Annotated in this window: 12 protein-coding genes; 4 read left to right on the top strand and 8 right to left on the bottom strand. The window is 55.3% G+C overall.

Annotation, left to right across the window (positions count from 1 at the left end; all coding sequences use genetic code 11):
• Positions 1-2: 2 nt before the first annotated feature.
• The 7 genes from ACR3ZL_RS18540 to ccoN all read right to left on the bottom strand — a co-directional run bounded on the left by ACR3ZL_RS18540 (position 3) and on the right by ccoN (position 8,872).
• Positions 3-2,549 (bottom strand): heavy metal translocating P-type ATPase, encoded by a 2,547-nt coding sequence (locus ACR3ZL_RS18540; protein WP_486172867.1) that lies wholly within the window; start codon positions 2,547-2,549, stop codon positions 3-5.
• Entirely contained in the window at positions 2,546-3,481 is a 936-nt protein-coding gene (locus ACR3ZL_RS18535; protein WP_473651622.1) for a sulfite exporter TauE/SafE family protein, read from the bottom strand. Before ACR3ZL_RS18535 ends, ACR3ZL_RS18540 begins: the two co-directional genes overlap by 4 nt.
• A gap of 7 nt (positions 3,482-3,488) precedes the next feature.
• A complete protein-coding gene (locus ACR3ZL_RS18530; protein WP_473651623.1) occupies positions 3,489-4,019 on the bottom strand; it encodes a FixH family protein in 531 nt (176 codons plus the stop codon).
• A 6-nt stretch (positions 4,020-4,025) separates the two neighbouring features.
• Positions 4,026-5,426 carry a cytochrome c oxidase accessory protein CcoG gene (gene ccoG, locus ACR3ZL_RS18525; RefSeq protein WP_473651624.1) on the bottom strand — a complete coding sequence of 467 codons (1,401 nt, stop codon included), beginning with the start codon at positions 5,424-5,426 and terminating at the stop codon, positions 4,026-4,028.
• Positions 5,427-5,602: 176 nt separating this feature from the next.
• Entirely contained in the window at positions 5,603-6,232 is a 630-nt protein-coding gene (locus ACR3ZL_RS18520; protein ID WP_473651625.1) for a cbb3-type cytochrome c oxidase N-terminal domain-containing protein, read from the bottom strand.
• Positions 6,229-6,405: a hypothetical protein gene (locus tag ACR3ZL_RS18515; RefSeq protein ID WP_473651626.1), complete on the bottom strand. Its 177-nt coding sequence runs from the start codon at positions 6,403-6,405 to the stop codon at positions 6,229-6,231. Before ACR3ZL_RS18515 ends, ACR3ZL_RS18520 begins: the two co-directional genes overlap by 4 nt.
• 1 nt (position 6,406) lies before the next feature.
• On the bottom strand, positions 6,407-8,872 hold the full coding sequence (gene ccoN / locus ACR3ZL_RS18510; protein WP_473651627.1) for a cytochrome-c oxidase, cbb3-type subunit I: 2,466 nt from the start codon (positions 8,870-8,872) through the stop codon (positions 6,407-6,409).
• 348 nt (positions 8,873-9,220) lie between these two features.
• Between ccoN and floA the strand changes: the two genes are divergently transcribed.
• Complete coding sequence (gene floA, locus ACR3ZL_RS18505; RefSeq protein ID WP_473653517.1) at positions 9,221-10,252, top strand: flotillin-like protein FloA; 1,032 nt, start codon at positions 9,221-9,223, stop codon at positions 10,250-10,252.
• On the top strand, positions 10,249-11,172 hold the full coding sequence (locus ACR3ZL_RS18500) for an alpha/beta hydrolase family protein (protein ID WP_473651628.1): 924 nt from the start codon (positions 10,249-10,251) through the stop codon (positions 11,170-11,172). The genes floA and ACR3ZL_RS18500 overlap by 4 nt, the downstream gene beginning before the upstream one ends.
• Positions 11,173-11,266: 94 nt before the next feature.
• On the opposite strand, the gene ACR3ZL_RS18495 is transcribed toward ACR3ZL_RS18500, so the two are convergent.
• Positions 11,267-15,064 carry a DUF7133 domain-containing protein gene (locus ACR3ZL_RS18495; protein ID WP_473651629.1) on the bottom strand — a complete coding sequence of 1,266 codons (3,798 nt, stop codon included), beginning with the start codon at positions 15,062-15,064 and terminating at the stop codon, positions 11,267-11,269.
• Positions 15,065-15,606: 542 nt separating this feature from the next.
• Here ACR3ZL_RS18495 and ACR3ZL_RS18490 point away from each other — a divergent pair.
• Both ACR3ZL_RS18490 and ACR3ZL_RS18485 read left to right on the top strand, forming a co-directional pair.
• Positions 15,607-16,926, top strand: a complete 1,320-nt coding sequence (locus ACR3ZL_RS18490) for a DUF1501 domain-containing protein (RefSeq protein ID WP_473651630.1) — start codon at positions 15,607-15,609, stop codon at positions 16,924-16,926.
• 77 nt (positions 16,927-17,003) lie between these two features.
• Positions 17,004-19,508: a PPC domain-containing protein gene (locus ACR3ZL_RS18485; RefSeq protein WP_486172866.1), complete on the top strand. Its 2,505-nt coding sequence runs from the start codon at positions 17,004-17,006 to the stop codon at positions 19,506-19,508.
• The last annotated feature ends 56 nt before the right edge of the window (positions 19,509-19,564 follow it).

The following is a 19,564-nucleotide window of genomic DNA, read 5'->3' as shown; positions in this document are numbered from 1 at the left end:
GCTCATCGAAGAGTTCCTTGGCCAGAAAGTTGTTGGTCGGTCTTTTTAGAACGCAGTGTCGATGTTGCGGTTTCCGCCGTCGGTAGTTTCGGATAGGTCGGCCAAGCTAAAGTTAACGCTAGCACGCTGACGCTGCTTATCGGCATCAGCACAGCGGCGATCAGTGGACTGATGCGTCCCATCATGGCAAGGCCAACGGCCACAAGGTTGTAGGTCAGTGAAACAGCGAATGCGGTCCGGATTAGCCAGTTGGTGCGGTGTGCGGACTGCATTAAACGGTCAATGTCTTGGATATCGCCCGACGCAACAAATACCGGCGCTGCCTGCAGGCTGACTTCCGCGCCGCCACGCACTGCGATTCCTACATCTGCGGCAGCCAGTGCAGCGGCATCATTGGCACCGTCTCCAATCATCACGGTGATACCTGACTTGCTTTGTTCGGAATCGCTTTGCACGGTGGCTAGCTTTTCTTCTGGGCCGACGGCGCCGTGGGCTTCTTTGACATCAATGCCGACTCGGTTGGCTACGTGTTGAACGATTGCCGGATGATCGCCGGACAAGATTCCGATCTTCCAGCCTCGATGTCGCAGGTTTGCGATCGTTGATGCCACGTGAGGCCGCAGCGGATCGGAGATTGCGACCACCGTTTCGACGACTCCATCGACGGCGATCAAGATGGGACTTGCGGACTCGTCGGTGCAGCGCTGGATAGCAGTTGCGACAGATTCACTAAGCGTGACATCGTGTTGGCTCATGAACTCAGCATTGCCTACCAAAACACTGTGTTGGTTAACTCGACCGATGACGCCGTTTCGCTTGACGGCGGTCAGTTCGGACGACTTGATTGGGACTGACAAATCAACCCGTGCTGCTAACCGCTTGATTGCCTCGGCAACCGGATGCTGGCACTCTTGTTCGACTACTGCTGCCAAAGACACCGCGTAATCATCCCCGATAATTTGTTCAGCGTCCGGCCGACCGCTGGTTAGAGTCCCCGTTTTATCAAACCAAATTCGACCGCCGCGAGCGAGTAGTTGGAGCGTGTTGCCATCGCGAATCAGGATTTTGTGTTTAGCGGCCCGGCCCAGTGAGACAGCGATCGCAAGCGGCGTTGCCAGGGCTAGCGCACAGGGGCAAGCGACAATCAAAAGAGACGTAGCGTGTGATGCTGCGATGGCCCAACCGCTCGGCCGCCACCATAGGAATGAACCGATTGCTAGCAGTGAAACGACGACTACAAACACGCCGCCGACGGAATCCGCGAACTGAACGATCGGCGTCTTTTGGTTTGTAGCGTCCTCTACCGAACGCATGACCTTCCCGATTCGACTATCTTCACCGGTCGCATCGACGCGAACATCAATCACACGTTGCAGATTGATCGTGCCGGCTAATACTCGATCGCCAGGTTGAACGTGTTCGGGAACGCTTTCACCAGTCAGCAATGACCGGTCAATCATCGATTCGCCATGCACCACTTCGCCGTCAGCCGGTAGACTCTCGTTACCGGTTACTCGAATGACATCGCCGACTTGAAGTGCATCGACCAAGACGGTGCTGGTTTTATTGCTATCGTCGACGCGGTTGGCATGACGTGGTGTGATTCGCAGGAGTAGATCAACGGCTTTGGCCGCACGATGTTGTTGGTGGAATTGAATCCAGCGTCCGATCAACAATAGGAAAACCAAGATCGCCAACGAATCGAAATAAAGGTGCCCTTCGCCGGTAATCGCGTTGATCGTGCCCACGATGGTGCCGACGCTCAAGCCCAACGCGACGGGTAGATCCATATGGGGTACCCGATTACGCATCGAAGCGAACGCACCGACGAAAAACGTCCGGCCGGGCAACAGTACCGCTGCGACACCCAGTGCAGTGCCGATCATTCGCAAGAAGAAGCGATGTTCCTCTTCCACCCCGTATGCGTCGCCAGCATACAACGCGACAGCGATCCACATCGCGTTGGCCGCGAAGAAGCCAGCGAAAGCGATCTGAATCAGATGGCGTCGATTTTCGTTTTGAAAATGCTGGTCGCGTTCTTTGGAAATCGGCGCCAACTCATAGCCGAGTCGGTCAAGCAAGCTAGCGATTTGACTGAGTGCGGTTTGCGCGGGATCAAAGACGACCTTCAGCGTGTGGTCACTCAACTTAACCCGAGCAACCCGCCATCCAGGAGTCCGAATTGCGGCATTCTCGATCAGCCAAGCACATGCAGCGCAGTGCAATCCATGCACGGCGAGCTCGCATTGCATTAGCCCGTCGGATTGCTCGGTCGGCTTGGATGGCCCTAAGAACTCCGCGTTATCGAACATCTCGTATCGATTCGCTTTAGAGTTCACTCGGCTTGCCGGTCCGCTGGCAAGCTGGTCACGCAAACCGTAGAACCCCTCCAGGCCCCAGCCGTGAATCAGTTCATAGGCACCGCGGCAACCGTTGCAACAAAAGATCTGTTCCGCAGGTTGTTCTAAATTGCTGTCCGTTGGTTCGCCACAATGGATGCAGGGACGAACCACACGCGTGGCTGGTGCGTCTGCCGTTTTAGGCGTCAAGGTTGCGAAGACTCCTGAGCCGACTCGCCTTGGCCAGCATTATCGCTGGTTGATGCGGCGGATTCATCGCTGGCGTGATTCACGCAGCAAGGAAGCGGTGTGTGGGTTAACGCATCGATTTGTTGTTGGATTGACGGGGACGCGCAATTGCACTCCACCGCGGTGGGATCGCAGCAACATGCCGGCTCCGCTGCATCGGTCGATTGATTAAGCGAAATCGAAACGGGCGGTGCGATGTCTGATAATGAATTGATCTCGGCGAAGCCGCGTCCTGACGCAGTGATGCCACCGGTTACAATCAACAGCAGTGCCGCCGCGGTCGGTACCACCTGAACAAACTTGCGGGATAGTGTTTGGGTCCCGGCAATCAACGCGGTCAGAGCGGGAACGGTACCGACCCAAAAGGCGGCCATGGTGATCCCGCCGGATACTGGATCACCCGTACCAGCGGCAACCAGAGCGAACAAGTAGAGCCAGCCGCAAGGAAGTAACGTTGTTAGCAGTCCGGTCGCAAAGGCCCGTCCGCTCGGCGGCAGCCCGAACACGATAGGGCGTAGCTTCACGAGCAATCCGCCAATGCGAGAAGGAGTCGGTCCGGATGCGGGGGCAGACTTGGGTAACCACATTGCAACCAATTTCCAGACGCCGATCAAGATCATGACGGTGCCCACCAGTCGTGCGGCCGCCAATTGAAACCCTAGAGTCTGGCCGCCGATATCAACCAAGCTTCCTAGCGTACCAGCGATCAGTCCAGCGAGTGTGTAGGTTAGCAAGCGACCCAGGTGGTATAGCGTCGTGGACAGAATGACTTGGCGGCGAGGTGCCTTTTCGCCCGCACCACTAGCGAAAATCGCTAACGGGCCGCACATGCCCACACAGTGCATGCTGCCTAGTAAGCTGGCGGTGACGACGGCGCTGATCAAAATCCACATGCGAAGTCTAGCTCCCTAGTTCGATTGTTTGAGTCAGGGTCATCGGCTCGCTCGCGTTGGTAATGTTGAGTTGGATTTGCCATAACCCGGGCTGTCGCATTGACGGCATACCGATGTATCGTCCTTCGCCAACGTCCTTCAGTTCCACGCGCTCGACGTGATCGGCTTGTGCGTGGTGGTAAATCTTTGCGTCAATCGACAAGTTTGAAATTGCGGCTCCGTCTTGGTCAGTCGCATGAACCTGGACTGCACGCAAGCCTTTGCCGTCGGCTACATCAGAAACTTCCACTTGAAGATCCCAGCCAAGTTTCTTTGCCGCCCGGTTGGCCTCTTGAGATTCGTCCCAGCGTAAAGCCGCTTGATGATAGTCCGGAACCACTGCAAGAGCGGGGTCGCCGACAGCAAGGTTGATTGCCGTGCCCAGGATCGTGAACTGGATCGCGAAGAGAAGCAAAACCAAGCCGATATAAAATCGTTTGGCGTGCCGCTCGGCCTGAATTTCTTCGGGCGTTTTGGTGGGGCCCGTTGGCTTTCGCATCGTCGTTTACCTTGGACCGAGTAATTTGAACTTGATGTTGCTGGAATGGTCGCTGCCGTCCTGAACTACTAGTGTGGCTGGCTCGTTGCCGTCGCCGCGTGTCACAGCGGGGGCGAACTCAACACTGAGCGGTATGAGTACGTTGCCGCCCGATGGTAGAGACAGCAAGTCTTTCTGAATCACCTCCAGCGAAACGCCTTCGGGATTGACCACCGAAAGAGTGTAGACCTGTTCGCTGTCGGTGCGATTGACCAATCGCAGCCGGAACGAATTGTTGACGGCACCTTGCGTTGTCATGGAAAACGGTGCACCTTTGCCTCGAAGCAATCGGGCGTCAAAGCCAACTTTGCTGATCACCGCGAACACGAAGCCGGTTGCAACCAGCAACAGGATGATGGGATAGATCATCGTCCGGGCGCGAAACCATTTCTTGGGTTTGTTTGCCAGTTCGTCTTGGGAACTGTAGCGTATCAAACCCTTGGGCAGGCCAATTCGAGTCATTACGTTGTCGCACGCGTCGATACACTGGGTGCAATTAATGCACTCCATTTGCAATCCGTCCCGAATGTCGATCCCCGTTGGGCAGACCACAACACATTGATGGCAATCCACGCAATCACCCGCCGGATCATCAGCGGTGCGTTTTCCTTTGCGGCGAGGTTCGCCGCGGCCTGGATCGTAACCGACAATCTTGGACTGCTCATCCAGCATGACGGATTGAAAGCGTCCGTACGGACACGCGATCAAACACATCTGTTCGCGGAAGATCAGGAAGTCGAATAGCATCGCGACGGTCGTACCCGCCATTACCAAAAAAGCACCGGGGTGATCGATCGGTGATTGCCGTATCCATTGGGCGAGCGTATCGGTTCCAACGAAGTAGGCCAGGAACGTGTGCGCCAAGAACATGCACAACACCACGTAGACACCGATGCGGACGATTTGCCAACCACCGCTAATGTCGCTTTTGGGTTTGCCGCCTTTTCCTTTGGTTCCTTCAAAGAAGCGATCGATCGGCCGGAACAGAAATTCCATATAGACCGTTTGGGGGCACGCCCAGCCACACCAGGCACGGCCAGCGATGGCAGTGACTAAAACGATTGTCACAAAGACCGTCAGCATGAACAGCGCTAGAATGAGCGTGTCGGTCGGATAGAAGGTTTTCCCGAACAGCGTCAATTGCCGCGAAACAAAGTCCAGCAAGACGATTGGCTTGCCGTTGAGCCGCAGGTGCGGGATGGCTACGAAAACCACCATCAAGATGTAAGCGACAACTCGCCGCCGCTTCCACCAGGTTCCCATTGAAAGGCGAGGTCGAAGCCAACGGCGGCTTCCATCCTTTTCCAGCGTTGACAGCACATGTTCATCGGGAACAAGCAGTGCGTCATTATCAGCGAAATGTGACATGATTTCGACTTAAAGCACCAATCATTAAATGAATGCAAACATGTAATTACGTTTGCATGCTCACTCTCGCTTTCACGAAAGTGCCATAGGACATGTCTGCACGACGAATGTTGATCGCGAGCAGCAATGTCCAAAGTGGCTGGATGTTGGAGATTTCCAATCCAGCCACCGTTGCGTCATTCTTTCTCCGTAGCCGTGTCGGGTTCCGCGACCGGTTGTGGCCATGGCGGAATCTCTTTGCCTTCGGCGCCCCGTGGCCCCTCCAACATTTTGCCTCGCATCGAAGCGACATACGCCGATACCAGCACCACTTCATTTGGGTGCAAGCGGTTGGACCACTGAGGCATTGCCCCGGCGGCTGCACCGTTGTTGATCACCGATGCGATATCTTCGATCGTCTTGATATTCTTGAAGCTCTCGTCGGTCAGGTTGGGCCCCACTTTGCCTTCCCCTTCACGACCGTGGCAGGAAACGCAGTGAGTTTGGAAAACAATCTTACCCACGCGCAACCAATTGTCCTTTTCCATGAAGCTCACCAAGGTGGCTTCGTCAGGCTGCAGTTCACCAATTTCCGCGAATTGCAGCCGCGTGTTTGCGGCCAAGGCAACCGAATAGGTTTCCTCGATGGAACGCCCTGGCGTGCCACCGTGGTAGTACAGGAAGTAAGGAGGGCAGAACGCAATGCATGCGATGAACAACCACTTCCACCAACCCGGAAGCGGATTGTCGAATTCCTCGATCCCATCGTACGAGTGTTCCGTAAGGACGGGATCATTCGCTGGGTTTTCAGTTGGTGTCGAACTCATTGACGGGGATCCTCCACTTGATCGGTCAGCGGGATCGACGCGAACCGATCGGTTGCGTCTTGGCTGAGCCTTAATGTTCCGTAAGTAATGGTGGCGAAGGCAACTACAAACAACGCGAGTGCCCATTCAGCACACGACGAGTAGTCCAACGCACAAACTAGATCTTTGATCATCTTAAGAATTGCTTTCGTCGTTCGTGGAAAGGAGCACTCGAGTTTGGTCGGCGACTGGGTTCGGTAACACTTTCAGAAAGGCCACGCCGGGCTCGTCTTCGCCGGAGTCAGGCTCAGCGTCGGACTCTGCGGCCGGTTCTTTCGAATCGGTTGCTTCCGGATCCGCACCATCTGCGGGCGGTTCGGCCGGAGTTTCTTCAGCGAACAAGTCGGCCCCGATGCGTTGCAAGTACGCGATCAAAGCGATTGCTTGTTTCTCGTACGTCTTTGCCGGTCCACCCTGTTGAACAATGTCCGCCGCGATGTATTCCGCCTGTTTCATGGCGACTTCCGCGGTGTTGGTCAATTCTTCTTCGGTGTACTCGGCACCTAAGAACGCGGCCGCTTGCACGTGCGGTGCAATCGCGTCGTACTTCATGTCCTCGGTTAAAAGATGACCGTAGGATGGCATGACGCTGCCGGGCGAAACGTTCTCGGGGTTTTCGAAGTGGGTCCAGTGCCAGAAGCTACTTTGCTTGCCGCCTTCGCGAGCTAAGTCAGGGCCGATTCGTCGACTGCCCCATTGGAACGGGCGATCGTAAATGAATTCGCCGGGCTTACTGTATTCGCCGTATCGCTTCGTTTCTGAAACCATCGGGCGAATCATTTGCGAGTGACAGTTGTAGCAACCTTCGGACACGAAAATGTGGCGTCCCGCTAGTTCAAGTGGCGTGTACGGTTTGACCGTCGCGATCGTCGGCACGTTGGTGCGAATGAGGAAGGTTGGGATCAATTCCGAAAGCGTCGCGATGACGACCGCCAAAGTTACCAACACGGTGAACTTAACTGGCAAACGTTCCCAGCGACGGTGCCAACCCATTCGGCCGAAGATATCAAGCTTTTTGCCCATCTCAAGAACGGGCACTTCGTCGAGGTGGCTTTTAACTTGAGGCTCTGAAGGACTGTATTCCTTAGTCAATCGCGGAGCCGAGTAAACCGGGACTTCGTAAGTGGAAGGACGATTCATCCAGGTCATCAACGCGTTGATTCCCAGCATGATCGCACCGCTGACATAGAGCACGCCCCCAACGACTCGCAGCCACCATAGCGGGACGATCGATTGAGTTGTTTCGATGAAGTCTGGGTACATCAGGTGACCAGTGTCATCCATCGCACGCCACATCCAGCCTTGCATTAGACCGGCAGCGTAGATCGGGATGATGTACAGCAGGATCCCAATGGTGCCTGTCCAGAAGTGCAGGCTCATCAGCTTGGGACTCCACAATTTGGTTTGGTAGAGCCTCGGCAAGAGCCAGTACAGCATGCCGAACGCCATGAAGCCGTTCCAGCCGAGTGCACCGGAGTGGACGTGGGCGATCGTCCAGTCGGTGTAGTGAGTGAACGCGTTGATCGCCTTGATCGACAACGCTGGGCCTTCAAAGGTAGCCATGCCGTAGAACGTGATCCCTACGACAAAGAACTTTAGCACTGGATCAGCGGCGACCTTGTGCCAAGCACCTCGAAGGGTGAGCAAGCCGTTGATCATCCCGCCCCAGCTAGGCATCCATAGCATGATGCTGAATAGCATCCCCAGCGTGCTGGCCCATTCAGGCAGCGCGGTGTAGTGAAGGTGGTGGGGACCCGCCCAGATATAAATGAAAACCAACGACCAGAAGTGGATGATGCTCAACCGGTAACTGAACACCGGGCGATCCGCCGCTTTGGGCAAGAAGTAATACATCAGCCCCAAAAACGGCGTTGTCAGGAAGAACGCCACCGCGTTGTGCCCGTACCACCACTGCATGAATGCGTCTTGCACGCCGGCGTAGATCGGGATGCTGGCGAAAACGCCGATTGGAACGACAAGGTTGTTAAACACGTGCAGCAATGCGACGGTCACAATCGTGGCGATGTAGAACCAAAGTGCGACGTACATGTGACGTTCGCGTCGTTTGATCAACGTCATCAAGAAGTTGCCACCAAAGATGAAAAGCCAAACGATGGCGATTAAAACATCGATGGGCCATTCCAGTTCGGCGTACTCTTTACTTTGGGTGATCCCAAAAGGCAGCGTGGCAGCGGCCAGTACAATGATCAGTTGCCATCCCCAGAAGTGCATCTGGCTCAGCACGTCGCTCCACATCCGAGCTTTGCACAACCGCTGGGTGCTGTAATAGATCGCGGCGAAGATTGCGTTGCCGGCGAAGGCGAAGATGGCGGCGTTGGTGTGCAGAGGGCGAAGTCTGGCGAAGTTCAGCCAATCTAATCCGCTGGACAATCCGGGCATCACCAACAAGACGGCAACGGTCAGTCCCGCCAAAGTGGCAACAATCCCCCAGAAGATGGTCGCCGTAGCGAACATCCGCACGATTCCATCATCGTAGGAAAACTGCTCCATCTGGCCAGCTTCGCCGGAGCCCGCAGAGCCGGTGCCCCCCGAGGATACTCCTCCGGGTTGGGGACGGTTGGTCGACGTCATTGTCGCCATGTTTTGCCTCAGATTTGGTCAATGTAGAGAAGGATCGTTGTTGCCCAGCACTTAATATTGCACACTCAGGTGCCTTTTTGCCAGTGCGGCAAAATGTCGTTGCCAAAGCTTTGTTTCCGAGGTGGATGAATGCGATGCTTGCGAGCTAGGCAACAGCCGGTTGGTGTGCTTCGACTATTTAACCAGAGATCGTCTCTACGATCGACATTGGGAGCGGAAGCTACGCTAAGATAAGGCAACGATTTTCACCTTGAACCACCTTTCCTAACGTCTGGTCTTCGCTCGATGTCACTGGTCATGCCGCACGGCTTCGAACTCGCTCACTTTCAATGGTCGCTTGCCCAAGGGATGCCCCTTCCGCCCAGGGAAGAGCCGTTTGGTGGCTACTTGATGATCGTCATCGTCGGGATTTTGTTCGCTCTGTTTGCGTTTGCAATCCTGGGCTACTTCTTCCTGCGGTACGGCAAGTTGTGGTTCCAAGCGTTCATGTCCGATGCTGACGTGAAGCTTGCCAACTTGATTCGCATGCACTTCACCAAGGTCAATCCGAACGTGATTGTGCAAGCCAAAGTGATGGCGGCTCAAGCGAAGTTGGATATCGGCCGGGAATCCGGAATCAGCACCCAGCGGTTGGAAGCCCATTATCTTGCCGGTGGGAACGTGATGAATGTCATCAACGCGATCATCGCCGCCCACCGAGCTAAGATCCCCTTGGATTTTGATCAAGCCGCCGCGATCGACTTGGCTGGCCGTGACGTTCTTGATGCGGTGCAAACGAGCGTGTACCCCAAAGTCATTGATTGCCCCGATCCGAAGCGAAGTGGCAAGACAACGCTAAGTGCTATTACGAAAAACGGCATCGAGTTGCGGGTTCGTGCTCGAGTGACGGTGCGGACAAACATCGAACAACTGATCGGTGGTGCGACCGAAGACACGATCATTGCTCGAGTGGGCGAAGCAATTATCAGTTCGATTGGCTCTGCTGAATCACACTTCAACGTGCTCGAAAACCCCGACATGATTACCAAGGTGGTTTTGTCGCGTGCCCTCGATGCTCAGACCGCATTCGAGATCGTTTCAATCGACATCGCCGATATTGATGTAGGCGAAAACATTGGTGCTCGATTGCAAAGCGATCAAGCGGAGGCGGATACCCGTGTCGCACGTGCGAAGGCTGAACGACGACGTGCCGAGGCGATTGCTCAGGAACAACAGATGAAAGCTCGGGTGTCGGAGAACCGTGCAAGACTCGTGCTCGCCGAAGCGGAAGTCCCCAAGGCGATGGCAGAAGCTTTCTCGGCTGGCCGGATCGGCGGGAATGACCGAATCGGCGGAAATGACTCGTCCGGTGGATCGATGTCGAGGGATCTGTCCCGTTGAGTAGTTCGTTAGCGATGGAATCAGATTCGGCTTGCGATCCGTTTAAGCGGCGCAGCTATCGGGTGGAGTTCGAAGGCGGAAACGGGTTTCGGTTGGCGGGAATCGTCGATCGGCCTGTTGTTGCGACGCAAGAAGCTACACCGCAAGGATCTGCAGATGAAGATGCGGCTCCTCTACCTGACAATGTACCGGTGGTCGTGTTCAGTCATTGCTTCACTTGCGGCAAAGACATTAAGGCCATCGCTCGAATATCTCGCCGAATGTCCGAATGCGGTGTCGCTGTCTTGCGGTTTGACATGACCGGTTTGGGTGGCAGCCAAGGCGATTTTTCAAGCACCAGTTTTTCGACGAACCTGGCTGATCTTTCGGCCGCGATTCGTTTTGCATCAGAATCACTTGGCCCAGTGACCGGATTGATCGGGCACAGTTTCGGTGGTGCGGCCTCGTTGGCGATTGCGGCAGGCTTGCCACATGAGATCGGACAGCAATTGACCGACGCCGAACGCGATTCGATTAAAGCAGTTGTCTCGATCGCTGCGCCCAGTGACACCCAACACCTTGCCGCACTGATGGAAGCGATGAACCCAGCTATCGTTAGCGATGGATCGGGTGATGTCGTGATTGGCGGGCGAACCTGGACGATTCGTCGGGAAATGCTAGACGATTTTCGCCAGCACCAACTGGCCGATCAGTTAGGCCAGATTCGTTGTCCGGTGATGGTGTTTCATTCGCCAGTCGATCAAACATTGGGGTTTGATCACGCTTTGCGAATTGCCGGTTTGGTGCGTGACCAAGACGGGCTCAATCACACTAATGTCATCACGTTGCCGGGTGCTGACCACTTGTTAATCAGCAATCCGAACGACGCATTGTTTGTAGCGGAGACCGCTGCGGTCTTCCTGCGTCGTTATCAATCTTAGCCGATTGCGCTCGTCCTTGGTCAAACACGCTCGTCATTTGATGACGAGCGGTCGACCGTTGAAAGTATCGAGACTCGAATGCTATGCCGGTCAATTACTCCGGGCGACTCGCAATCTCGACCGGTTCGACTAGACCCAGGTAAGCCATCAGGTCACTGACCTGGTTCATGGTGAGGTTATCAATCAACCCGCTAGGCATGATGCTCGATTGGCTCGGCAGAATCGAGTCGACATCAGCCGTTGCGATCGTGGTCACTTGATTGTTCGAGTCACGCACCTCAATACCGGTTCCGGTCTTGCTGACCATGCCGACGTAAACCTCGCCGTCCAAGGTCAGGACTTTCTTGCTGGCGTATTGATCGCTGACGACATGCGAAGGATGCAGGATCGATTCCAGAATCTCTCGGCGGGTAAACCGCTTAGACATGTTGGTCAGGTCGGGGCCAATGCGATGACCGTTGCCGTTGTGGCGATGGCAGTCCGCACAGGAAGCACTTGCAAACAAGCTCGCACCCGCGTGAAGGTCGCCAGTATTGCCTTCGGGCGATTCAAGGTAAGTCAGCAGTTGGTCCAGGTCCCACTTCGATTCGTCTTCGCGAGGAAGTTCCGCTGCGGGGCGGTCTGGGAACGTCTTGGCGTACCAGCGTTGCCACGGCACCATTGATTTGGCAACTCCCTTGGGCCGTTGCATTCCGGTCCAGTGCTCAAGAAGCTTTTCGACGTTTTCGAATGAGGTTCCTTGTTGTTCGGCGCGAAGTCCCATTAGGGTCAGTGCACGCAGAGCCATGGGGTCGTCGGTTGCGATTGCCACGCTATGCAATTGCTTGACCACTTCTTCGGCGGCAGGACCGTCGAGGATGTTCAGGCTGCGGACGAGGTAGTCCCAGTTGTCGCCGTCTGGCTTTTGCGATAAAGCCAGTGCAACCACGCTGCGACGTTGCGGTTCGGTTCGCCAGATCCGACGTAGGTGTTCAGCGGATTCTTCGTCCGAGGCGGTCGATAGCATCGCGATGATACCGGTTCGCAGTCGGCGGTTGACATCATCGATCTTGGGTTCAGCGACGAGTTCTTGGTCCAGGTTACGCAGTTTGCGAGCTGTTTCGTCGTCGATGGGCCGCTTCAGTCGGAAGATTGCTCCGAGGGCAGCGTTTCGCCATCGCGAGCCTTCGTCCAGGATCGCTTGGACATCGTCGTCGGACAGGTGACGAGCGAAGTCGCGAGTGACGGCGACCATGTACATCGGCAGTGATCCTTCGGAATCTTCGCCAGCGATTTGCTCGTACATCTTCAGCAATGCGAATCGTTCACGAGCAGTCCACTTACGGTCAATTCGTTGTAGGCACATTGCCGTCAGGGCACGGTCCATCTTAGGAGCGTCCGATTCCAAGTATTCCATTGCCCGCGGTACGATTGAGTCGGCCTGCAGGTAGGCAGCCAGTCGAATCAATTCGTGGTTCATGCGAGAATCGCCGGAAGGGAATTCGGCGGCGACTCGGTCACGAAGCCAAGGCACGGCCTGAGCGGGGATCTCGCATCGATCCAGTGTGACCTGGCATAGACGCAGCGTATCGACAAAGTCTTTATCGCTAAGGAACCCTTCCATCATTGCGGCGGCACGTTTAAGCACTTCACCACCGGTCTTGGTGTTCGGTTCGGCGGCGACCAACGCCAGCATGCCAACCAGTGCGGTGCGAGTGTCATCGGTGGATAACACCTCACTGCGCCAAGTTGATGACGGCATGCGTTGAAGTACTTGTCGAGCCAAGAACGAGATGTTTCGGTCGTTGGATGACAGCAGTTCGATCACCGGTTCTGGATTGCGTGGGAATTGCCCGCTACGAAGGATCGCTTCGCATGCGGTGCGAACGACGCGAGCGTCTCCGTCGCCCAGTAGTTCTTGCAATCGTGCTGCGGCACCGCGACTTGGCGAAAGGCCAAGTTGCATTGCGGCGCGACGTCGAACGGATTCGCTTTCGGTTCGTGAAAGTTCAACCAGCAATTCTTCGCTCGGTGCGGGCCCGTACATCTGCATTAGATTCAGTGCACGGATACGGTAGGCCGGCGGGTTGTCTTCGCTGTATGCGACGCCAGCGACTTGCTTGTTCCAATCGCTGCCTAGCTTACCGCGGATCGCAGCGATTTCTTGTCGCGACCATGCGGCGTCGAGTTGCGGTTGGCGGATGGCGGCGGCAATACCGCTGCCTAGTTGTTTCATTGCGTCAGGAATTTTGCCTTGATAGACAACACGGTAAACGCCGCCCGCGGTACCGCGTCCGCCGGTGCAGAAATACAGTGCACCATCCGGGCCGACGGTCAAATCGGTGACGTTCAGTGGAGCTCCTTGCAGGAAGACTTCGCTGTCGGCGGAAAAGCCGCTGCCGTTTGGTTTCAGTCGTACGTTCAGGATGCGGCCTTCGGACCAGTCCGCTAGGAACAAGCTGTCGTGGTATCGGACCGGGAACATGTGGTGTTCGTAGCACTCGATCCCGGTTGGGCTTCCGCGTCCGGTGTCGAGCAAGTTCGGTAGACGGTCAAAGTAGTATTCAGGCCACTTGGCCCAACCGGTGCGCCAGCCGAATTCGCCGGCTTCGGTGACTTCCATCAAAGCGGTAGGCCGATACCAAGGTGTTTCCACGTCGGCTTCCATATCCGCGTCATGCACGAACAGGCTGCCGCTGGGGTGGAAGGCAAGGTCGTAGGTGTTTCGCAAACCGCCGGCGACTCGTTCGACCACATCGCCTTCGATATCGGTTCGAATGATCGTTCCGCCCGGTGCTTTGACGCCGCGTCCGTGTCCACCTGGATCTTCATAGCGAGGTAGAAGGTCGCCTTCGTAGATGTCGCGAAGGGTCTCGCCCTTGCCGGTCTTGCCGATCGCTTGAACATGGCTTCCCAGGGAAAGGTAGATCATTCCGTCGGGGCCGAGTCGCAATCCGTGTGGCCCGTGTTCGCCGCCATCGCCGCGAAACTTCATGACAGTCTTGATGTTTTCCAGCTTCCCGTCGCGATTCGAGTCTGAAAGACGGTACAACGCGGTGCCGTCAGGCCCTTTGCCCGTGACGAAGACTTCGCCATTGAGCGGTAGGATCCCCTGCACTGATTCGACTTGGTCGCAATACGTGCGGACGTCTTCAGGAATGCCGTCTTCATCGCGGTCAACGACGATTAGCAGTGGGCCTTGTTCTTGGGCCAAGATAATGTGGCCGAATTCATCGAATGCCATCGCGATGGTGGAGCCGACTTGTTCGTCGTTGATCAGTCGTTGGACACCGAATCCCTTTTGGATCTGGAATCGCTCGGATTGTTCTTTCGCAGTCTCGACGGCGACCGTGGACCCACGGTCCCAAGGCGTTGTTTCGCCAAGCAGGCCGAATGCGGTGGCAGTTTGCCAAGTCCGGTCGTTCAGTGCGGCGTTGTCCCACATTGCCTCTTCGGACAAGCTTGTTCGCCACGTTTCGTCGGTACTGAAGGTGTACCATTTGTCTTCGTTGTCAGGGCGAATCGAAACCCGGGCGACCAGTGCAGCGGTGTCGCCGTTGGTGTTTCGCACGCGAATGGCGACAACGTTACGGCCCACTTCTAGGTAATCCGAGATGTCGAATTCTTTCATTTGCCGGTACGACTTGCCGTTGCCGATCACTCGACCATTCACGCGAACTTCATAATCGTCGTCCGCTGCGATTTCGACAATTCCTTCACCGCGGTCCCGCAGGTTCAAAACCTTGCGAAACCAGCAGGTTTCACCGGCAGGAATGGCATCGTCCACGGCAACATCGCCGGACCAAATCCATTTCGCTTCGGCGGCCGAGGCGATGCTCGTACCTAGTTGTGTGACGAAGACGAAGCCGAGGGCGAGCACGGCGATAGTTGTTAGTTGGCGTCTTGTAGACATCCCTGATTAGCCTTCCCTGGCGAGAAATCAGACTTTTTAACGGGTCCGCTTCCATCTTTTAATTGATAGAGAACCCAGACATTCTGTGGTGGGTTAGCATGTTTTCTGGCCAGAATGCAAGACCTCCCCCAGAAATAGCTGCTTTTCTAGCCCCTTTCCACCGATGGATGAGTTTGACACCCCCGGTGTTTGCGTTACCATTGTACGTACTGTAGTGGTTGTTACTGTCACGCTAGTACTGCTTTGCCTATCCAGCCGTGTGCACGGGTAGAGCTTTCCAATGAGCCTGAACTAGACCACCGCACCTACCTAAGAAACTTGATGATCCAGAGGACAGGAATCCTGTCACGCTGAATCATCGGGCCCCACCTACCTGTCTTACCAGTTCTAATAACTTCGCCCGGATCAAGGGCTCGGTTAAGCTGGGGAGATGATCCCACCTTCGCTTCGCTCAGAGCATCTCGATTGACCTCATTTACGAGAGGTTTTGATATGCGCCCGAACGTTAGCATCCACACGATCAAGTTAAAGGAGTTGGCAGTATGACTTGTCAAGGAAATCCAATGATCCGCCCAGGAGTCTTTGGACGCCGTGGTTTTCTAGTGGCGGGAAGCGCCGCAGGACTTGGGTTATCGCTTCCCGAATTGCTAATGCATCAGGCGGCTGCGGAGAAGAAACAGTACGACTTCATCAAGGCGAAAGCCAAAAGCGTCATTCATATCTTCCTGCCCGGCGGCATCGCCCAACAGGAATCGTTCGACCCCAAGCCGTACAGCCCGCTGGAATATCGCGGCGAGATGGGGACCATCAAAACGAACACGGGCGAGGTGATTTGCAATTCATTGCCTCGTCTGGCTAAGCAAGCTGATAAGTACTGTGTCATCCGTTCGATGAGTCATGGCGAGGCTGCCCACGAACGCGGCACGCACAACATGTTCACCGGCTACAAGCCCAGCCCTGCGCTGCAATATCCCAGCTTCGGTGCCGTGGTGAGTCATGAGTACGGTCCACGAAACAATTTGCCAGCCTACATTTGTATTCCCAATGTGCCTAATGAATTCGCGGGCACCGGTTATCTGCCGAGTAAGTACAGCGGTTTCGCGTTAGGGGCGGATCCGGCTCGCGATGATTTCAAAGTTCGTGATTTGAACTTGGCTGGCGGTGTCGATGCGGATCGTTTTGTGCGACGACGTGCGATGCTGGAAAAAATTAACCAGCGATTTAACTCCGCCACTTCGGCCGACAATGTTTCGGCAATGAACACGTTCTATGAACGAGCCTACGGTTTGTTGGATACGCCAGCGGCCAAGGAGGCGTTCGACTTGTCCAAGGAAGACGCCAAGATGCGTGACCGCTATGGTCGCAATCAGGCGGGGTCCCGAATGTTGATGGCACGTCGTTTGGTTGAAGCAGGGTCTCGGCTGGTGACGTTGACCTATGGTAGCTGGGACATGCACGCGAATATCACGACGGGAATCAAGGGACAAATGCCGTCGCTCGATCAGGGGCTGTCGGCTTTGCTAGAGGATCTATCTGAACGCGGCATGTTGGACGAAACGTTGGTCATGGTGACCAGCGAGTTCGGACGGACGCCAAAGATCAACGCCGATGCGGGACGCGATCACTGGCCCAAGGTCTTCAGCGTGATGCTTGCCGGTGGTGGCGTGAAGGGCGGCATGATTTATGGTGCATCCGATGCAACTGCGACTGAACCTGATTCGGACCCGGTATCGCCTGCGGATTTGGCGACAACGATGTACCACCTTCTGGGCATTGTGGCTGATAAGGAGCTGATGGCTCCCGGGGCACGTCCGATCGAAATCGTTGATGGCGGCAAGATCGTCAGCGATATCCTCGTCTAACGCGAACACGCTCTCATTGAGAGCGACTTCCGTTCTTTGCTTCAGATGCAGTGTTTTCTTCACATGAAGGTTTGTTTGTGAAATTTCAACTCATGAGCTGTCGGAAACGAAATTCTTTCTTCGTTGTGCCGGCGTCGTCGATGTTGTTAGCGATCGTGCTCGCTGGCCAAGGTTGGGCCGCGTTTCCTATCGTTCGCTATCACCAACCGCTCGGTGCGACCCGAGGTGGTGAAGCGACGATTGTTTTGAAGGGGGAACGGATTGGCGACGCCAGTCAAGTTTTGTTCGATGACCCCGGCGTGGAAGTGTTGGAGGTCAAACCGACGGACGAGAAGTCTGTTGAGATGAAGATCAAAACGGACAAAGAATTGCAGCCAGGTCGGTATTCATTTCGCCTGGTGACCGCGAGCGGAGTTGCAAACCTGCGGTTCCTCAGCATCGGCACCATGCCGATGGTGACCGAAGTGGAGCCCAACAACCAGTTTGATTCGCCTCAGCCGGTTCCCATGGATCACACGATCGAAGGGAACGTTGATCGGGAGGACATCGACTATTTTCAAGTCGAATTGAAGGCCGGACAGCGTCTTACGGTTGAAGTCGAAGGATTGCGTCATCGTTGGGAACTGAATAACCGGGATTTGCTTGACCCGCATATTGCGATCTTGAACGACAAGCGTTTCGAGGTCGCCAGTAGCGATGATTCGACGTTGTTTCAGCAAGACGGTGTTTGTTCTTTCACCCCGGAAGAAGCAGGCAAGTATGTCGTCGCAATCCGCGACAGCTCGTTCGGTGGACAGAAAAACGTGTGCGGCTACCGGCTTCATGTAGGCTCGTTTCCGAGGCCCACTACGATCGTTCCCGCTGCCGGAACGCAAGGCGATGTGTTGAAGGCCAATATCATCGACATCGATGGTTCGGTGCGTGACGTTTCGCTGCAGTTGCCATCAGCTTGGATGGATTCCCCGTCGGAAGACCAAAGGGGCACTCGCGCTTGGTCGGTGATCAGCGAAACCGAGCAAGGCATATCGCCGACGCCTAACTGGATTCGAGTTGGCAATTTACCAGTCGTTCAAGAGGTTGAGCCTAACAATGATCATCGCTCGGCTCCCAAGTGTGAGATACCGGCCGTCTTATGCGGTGTGCTGGGCGAAGCCAACGATTTTGATTGCTTCAGTTTTGAATGTAAGAAGGGCAAAGCGTATCGCGTGCAATTGTACGCTCGCGAGACCTTGCGATCTCCGCTTGATGGTGTCGTGAATGTCTTTGGTCCTGATGGGAAGACGATTAAGTCAGCCGATGATGTGGGCGGCAAGCCCGATGGTTTCCTGACTTTTTCAGCCGCTGCGGATGGTCTGCATACCGTTCGGGTTTATGACCACTTACGTACCGGTGGCCCGCTGCACAATTACTTGATTGAGGTCACACATCAACTACCCAACTTCAAGCTCGACTTGAAGGAGCTGCGTCGTGATGAAGCGGCTGTGGTGTCGGTCCCTGTTGGTGGACATGCGGCGATGGTGGTGCGAGCGACTCGAGAAGGTTTCAACGAAGAAATCAATTTCGAGCTCGAGGGTTTGCCTGAAGGTGTGACAGCACAAATATTCCCCATGCCCAAGGGACGAGTGGAGATTCCCATCGTGTTAACCGCAAGTGCGGACGCGAAGTTGGGAGGAGCCCTGTTTGACATCACGGGACGTGGAAAGTTGGGCGATCGCGAGATCACCGCCGACCTTGAGCAAACTCATAAGATCGTTTTGGGTCAAAATCGCCGGGCGATGCTGGAGCATGTGACAGATCGGGCGGTGGTTGCGGTTTGCGATAAGTCGCCCTTTGAAATTGAGTTGGTGCAACCGAAGACACCCATCCTGCGTCGGGGCGACAAGGAGTTGCTCGTCAAGATTAAACGAGACGAGGGTTTTGAAGATGCTGTCTCCATCAAGACGCTTTATCTGCCACCGGGAATCGCGGTAAACAACAGCCGGAAAATCGAAAAGGGCAAGACCGAAGTTGTCGTTCCCGTGACAGCGAATGCCAATGCCGCACTCGGGGCGTGGCCCATCGTGATGCAAATCAGCTACGGTACCAAACGCGGAACGGCAACTGTCACAACGGCACCGATCATGTTGGATGTTCAAATGCCGGTGTTCGATTTCAAGTTCCCACGCTTGGCGGTCGAAACCGGCCAAGAGGCCAGTCTATCGGTCGCCGTTGAAAAGCTGCGTGATATCGAAGGCGAAATTGAGTTTCAGTTGGTTGGGTTGCCTAACGGGGTGACTTGTTCAGAGCCCGTTCAGAAAGCATCGCTCACTGACACTGCGGTGACCTTCCCGTTGGTCATTGATGAGAAGGCAAAAACGGGGACGCACAAAACCATGGTGGTGCGGACGCGGGTGACGCGAGACGGCGAAACGTTTATGCAAACCGATGGCCAAAGTGAAATCCGCATCGACAAGCCGTTGCCTAAGAAAGAACCAAAGGTAGAAGAGAAGAAGCCTGTAGCCAAACCCAAACCTGCAGCGAAAGCCGCACCTAAACCGCTAAGTCGTCTCGAACAGCTTCGTCAACAAAAGGAAGCCTCATGACTCGTTTTGCCAAACCTGGGCTGCGGCTCAACCAGCCCAAGTTCGATCAGCCCGCT

It is taken from the genome of Rhodopirellula sp. J20-39 (genome assembly GCF_057365095.1).
The sequence above is the reverse complement of the archived record's forward strand: the minus strand, read 5'-3'. Positions and strand labels throughout refer to the sequence as shown.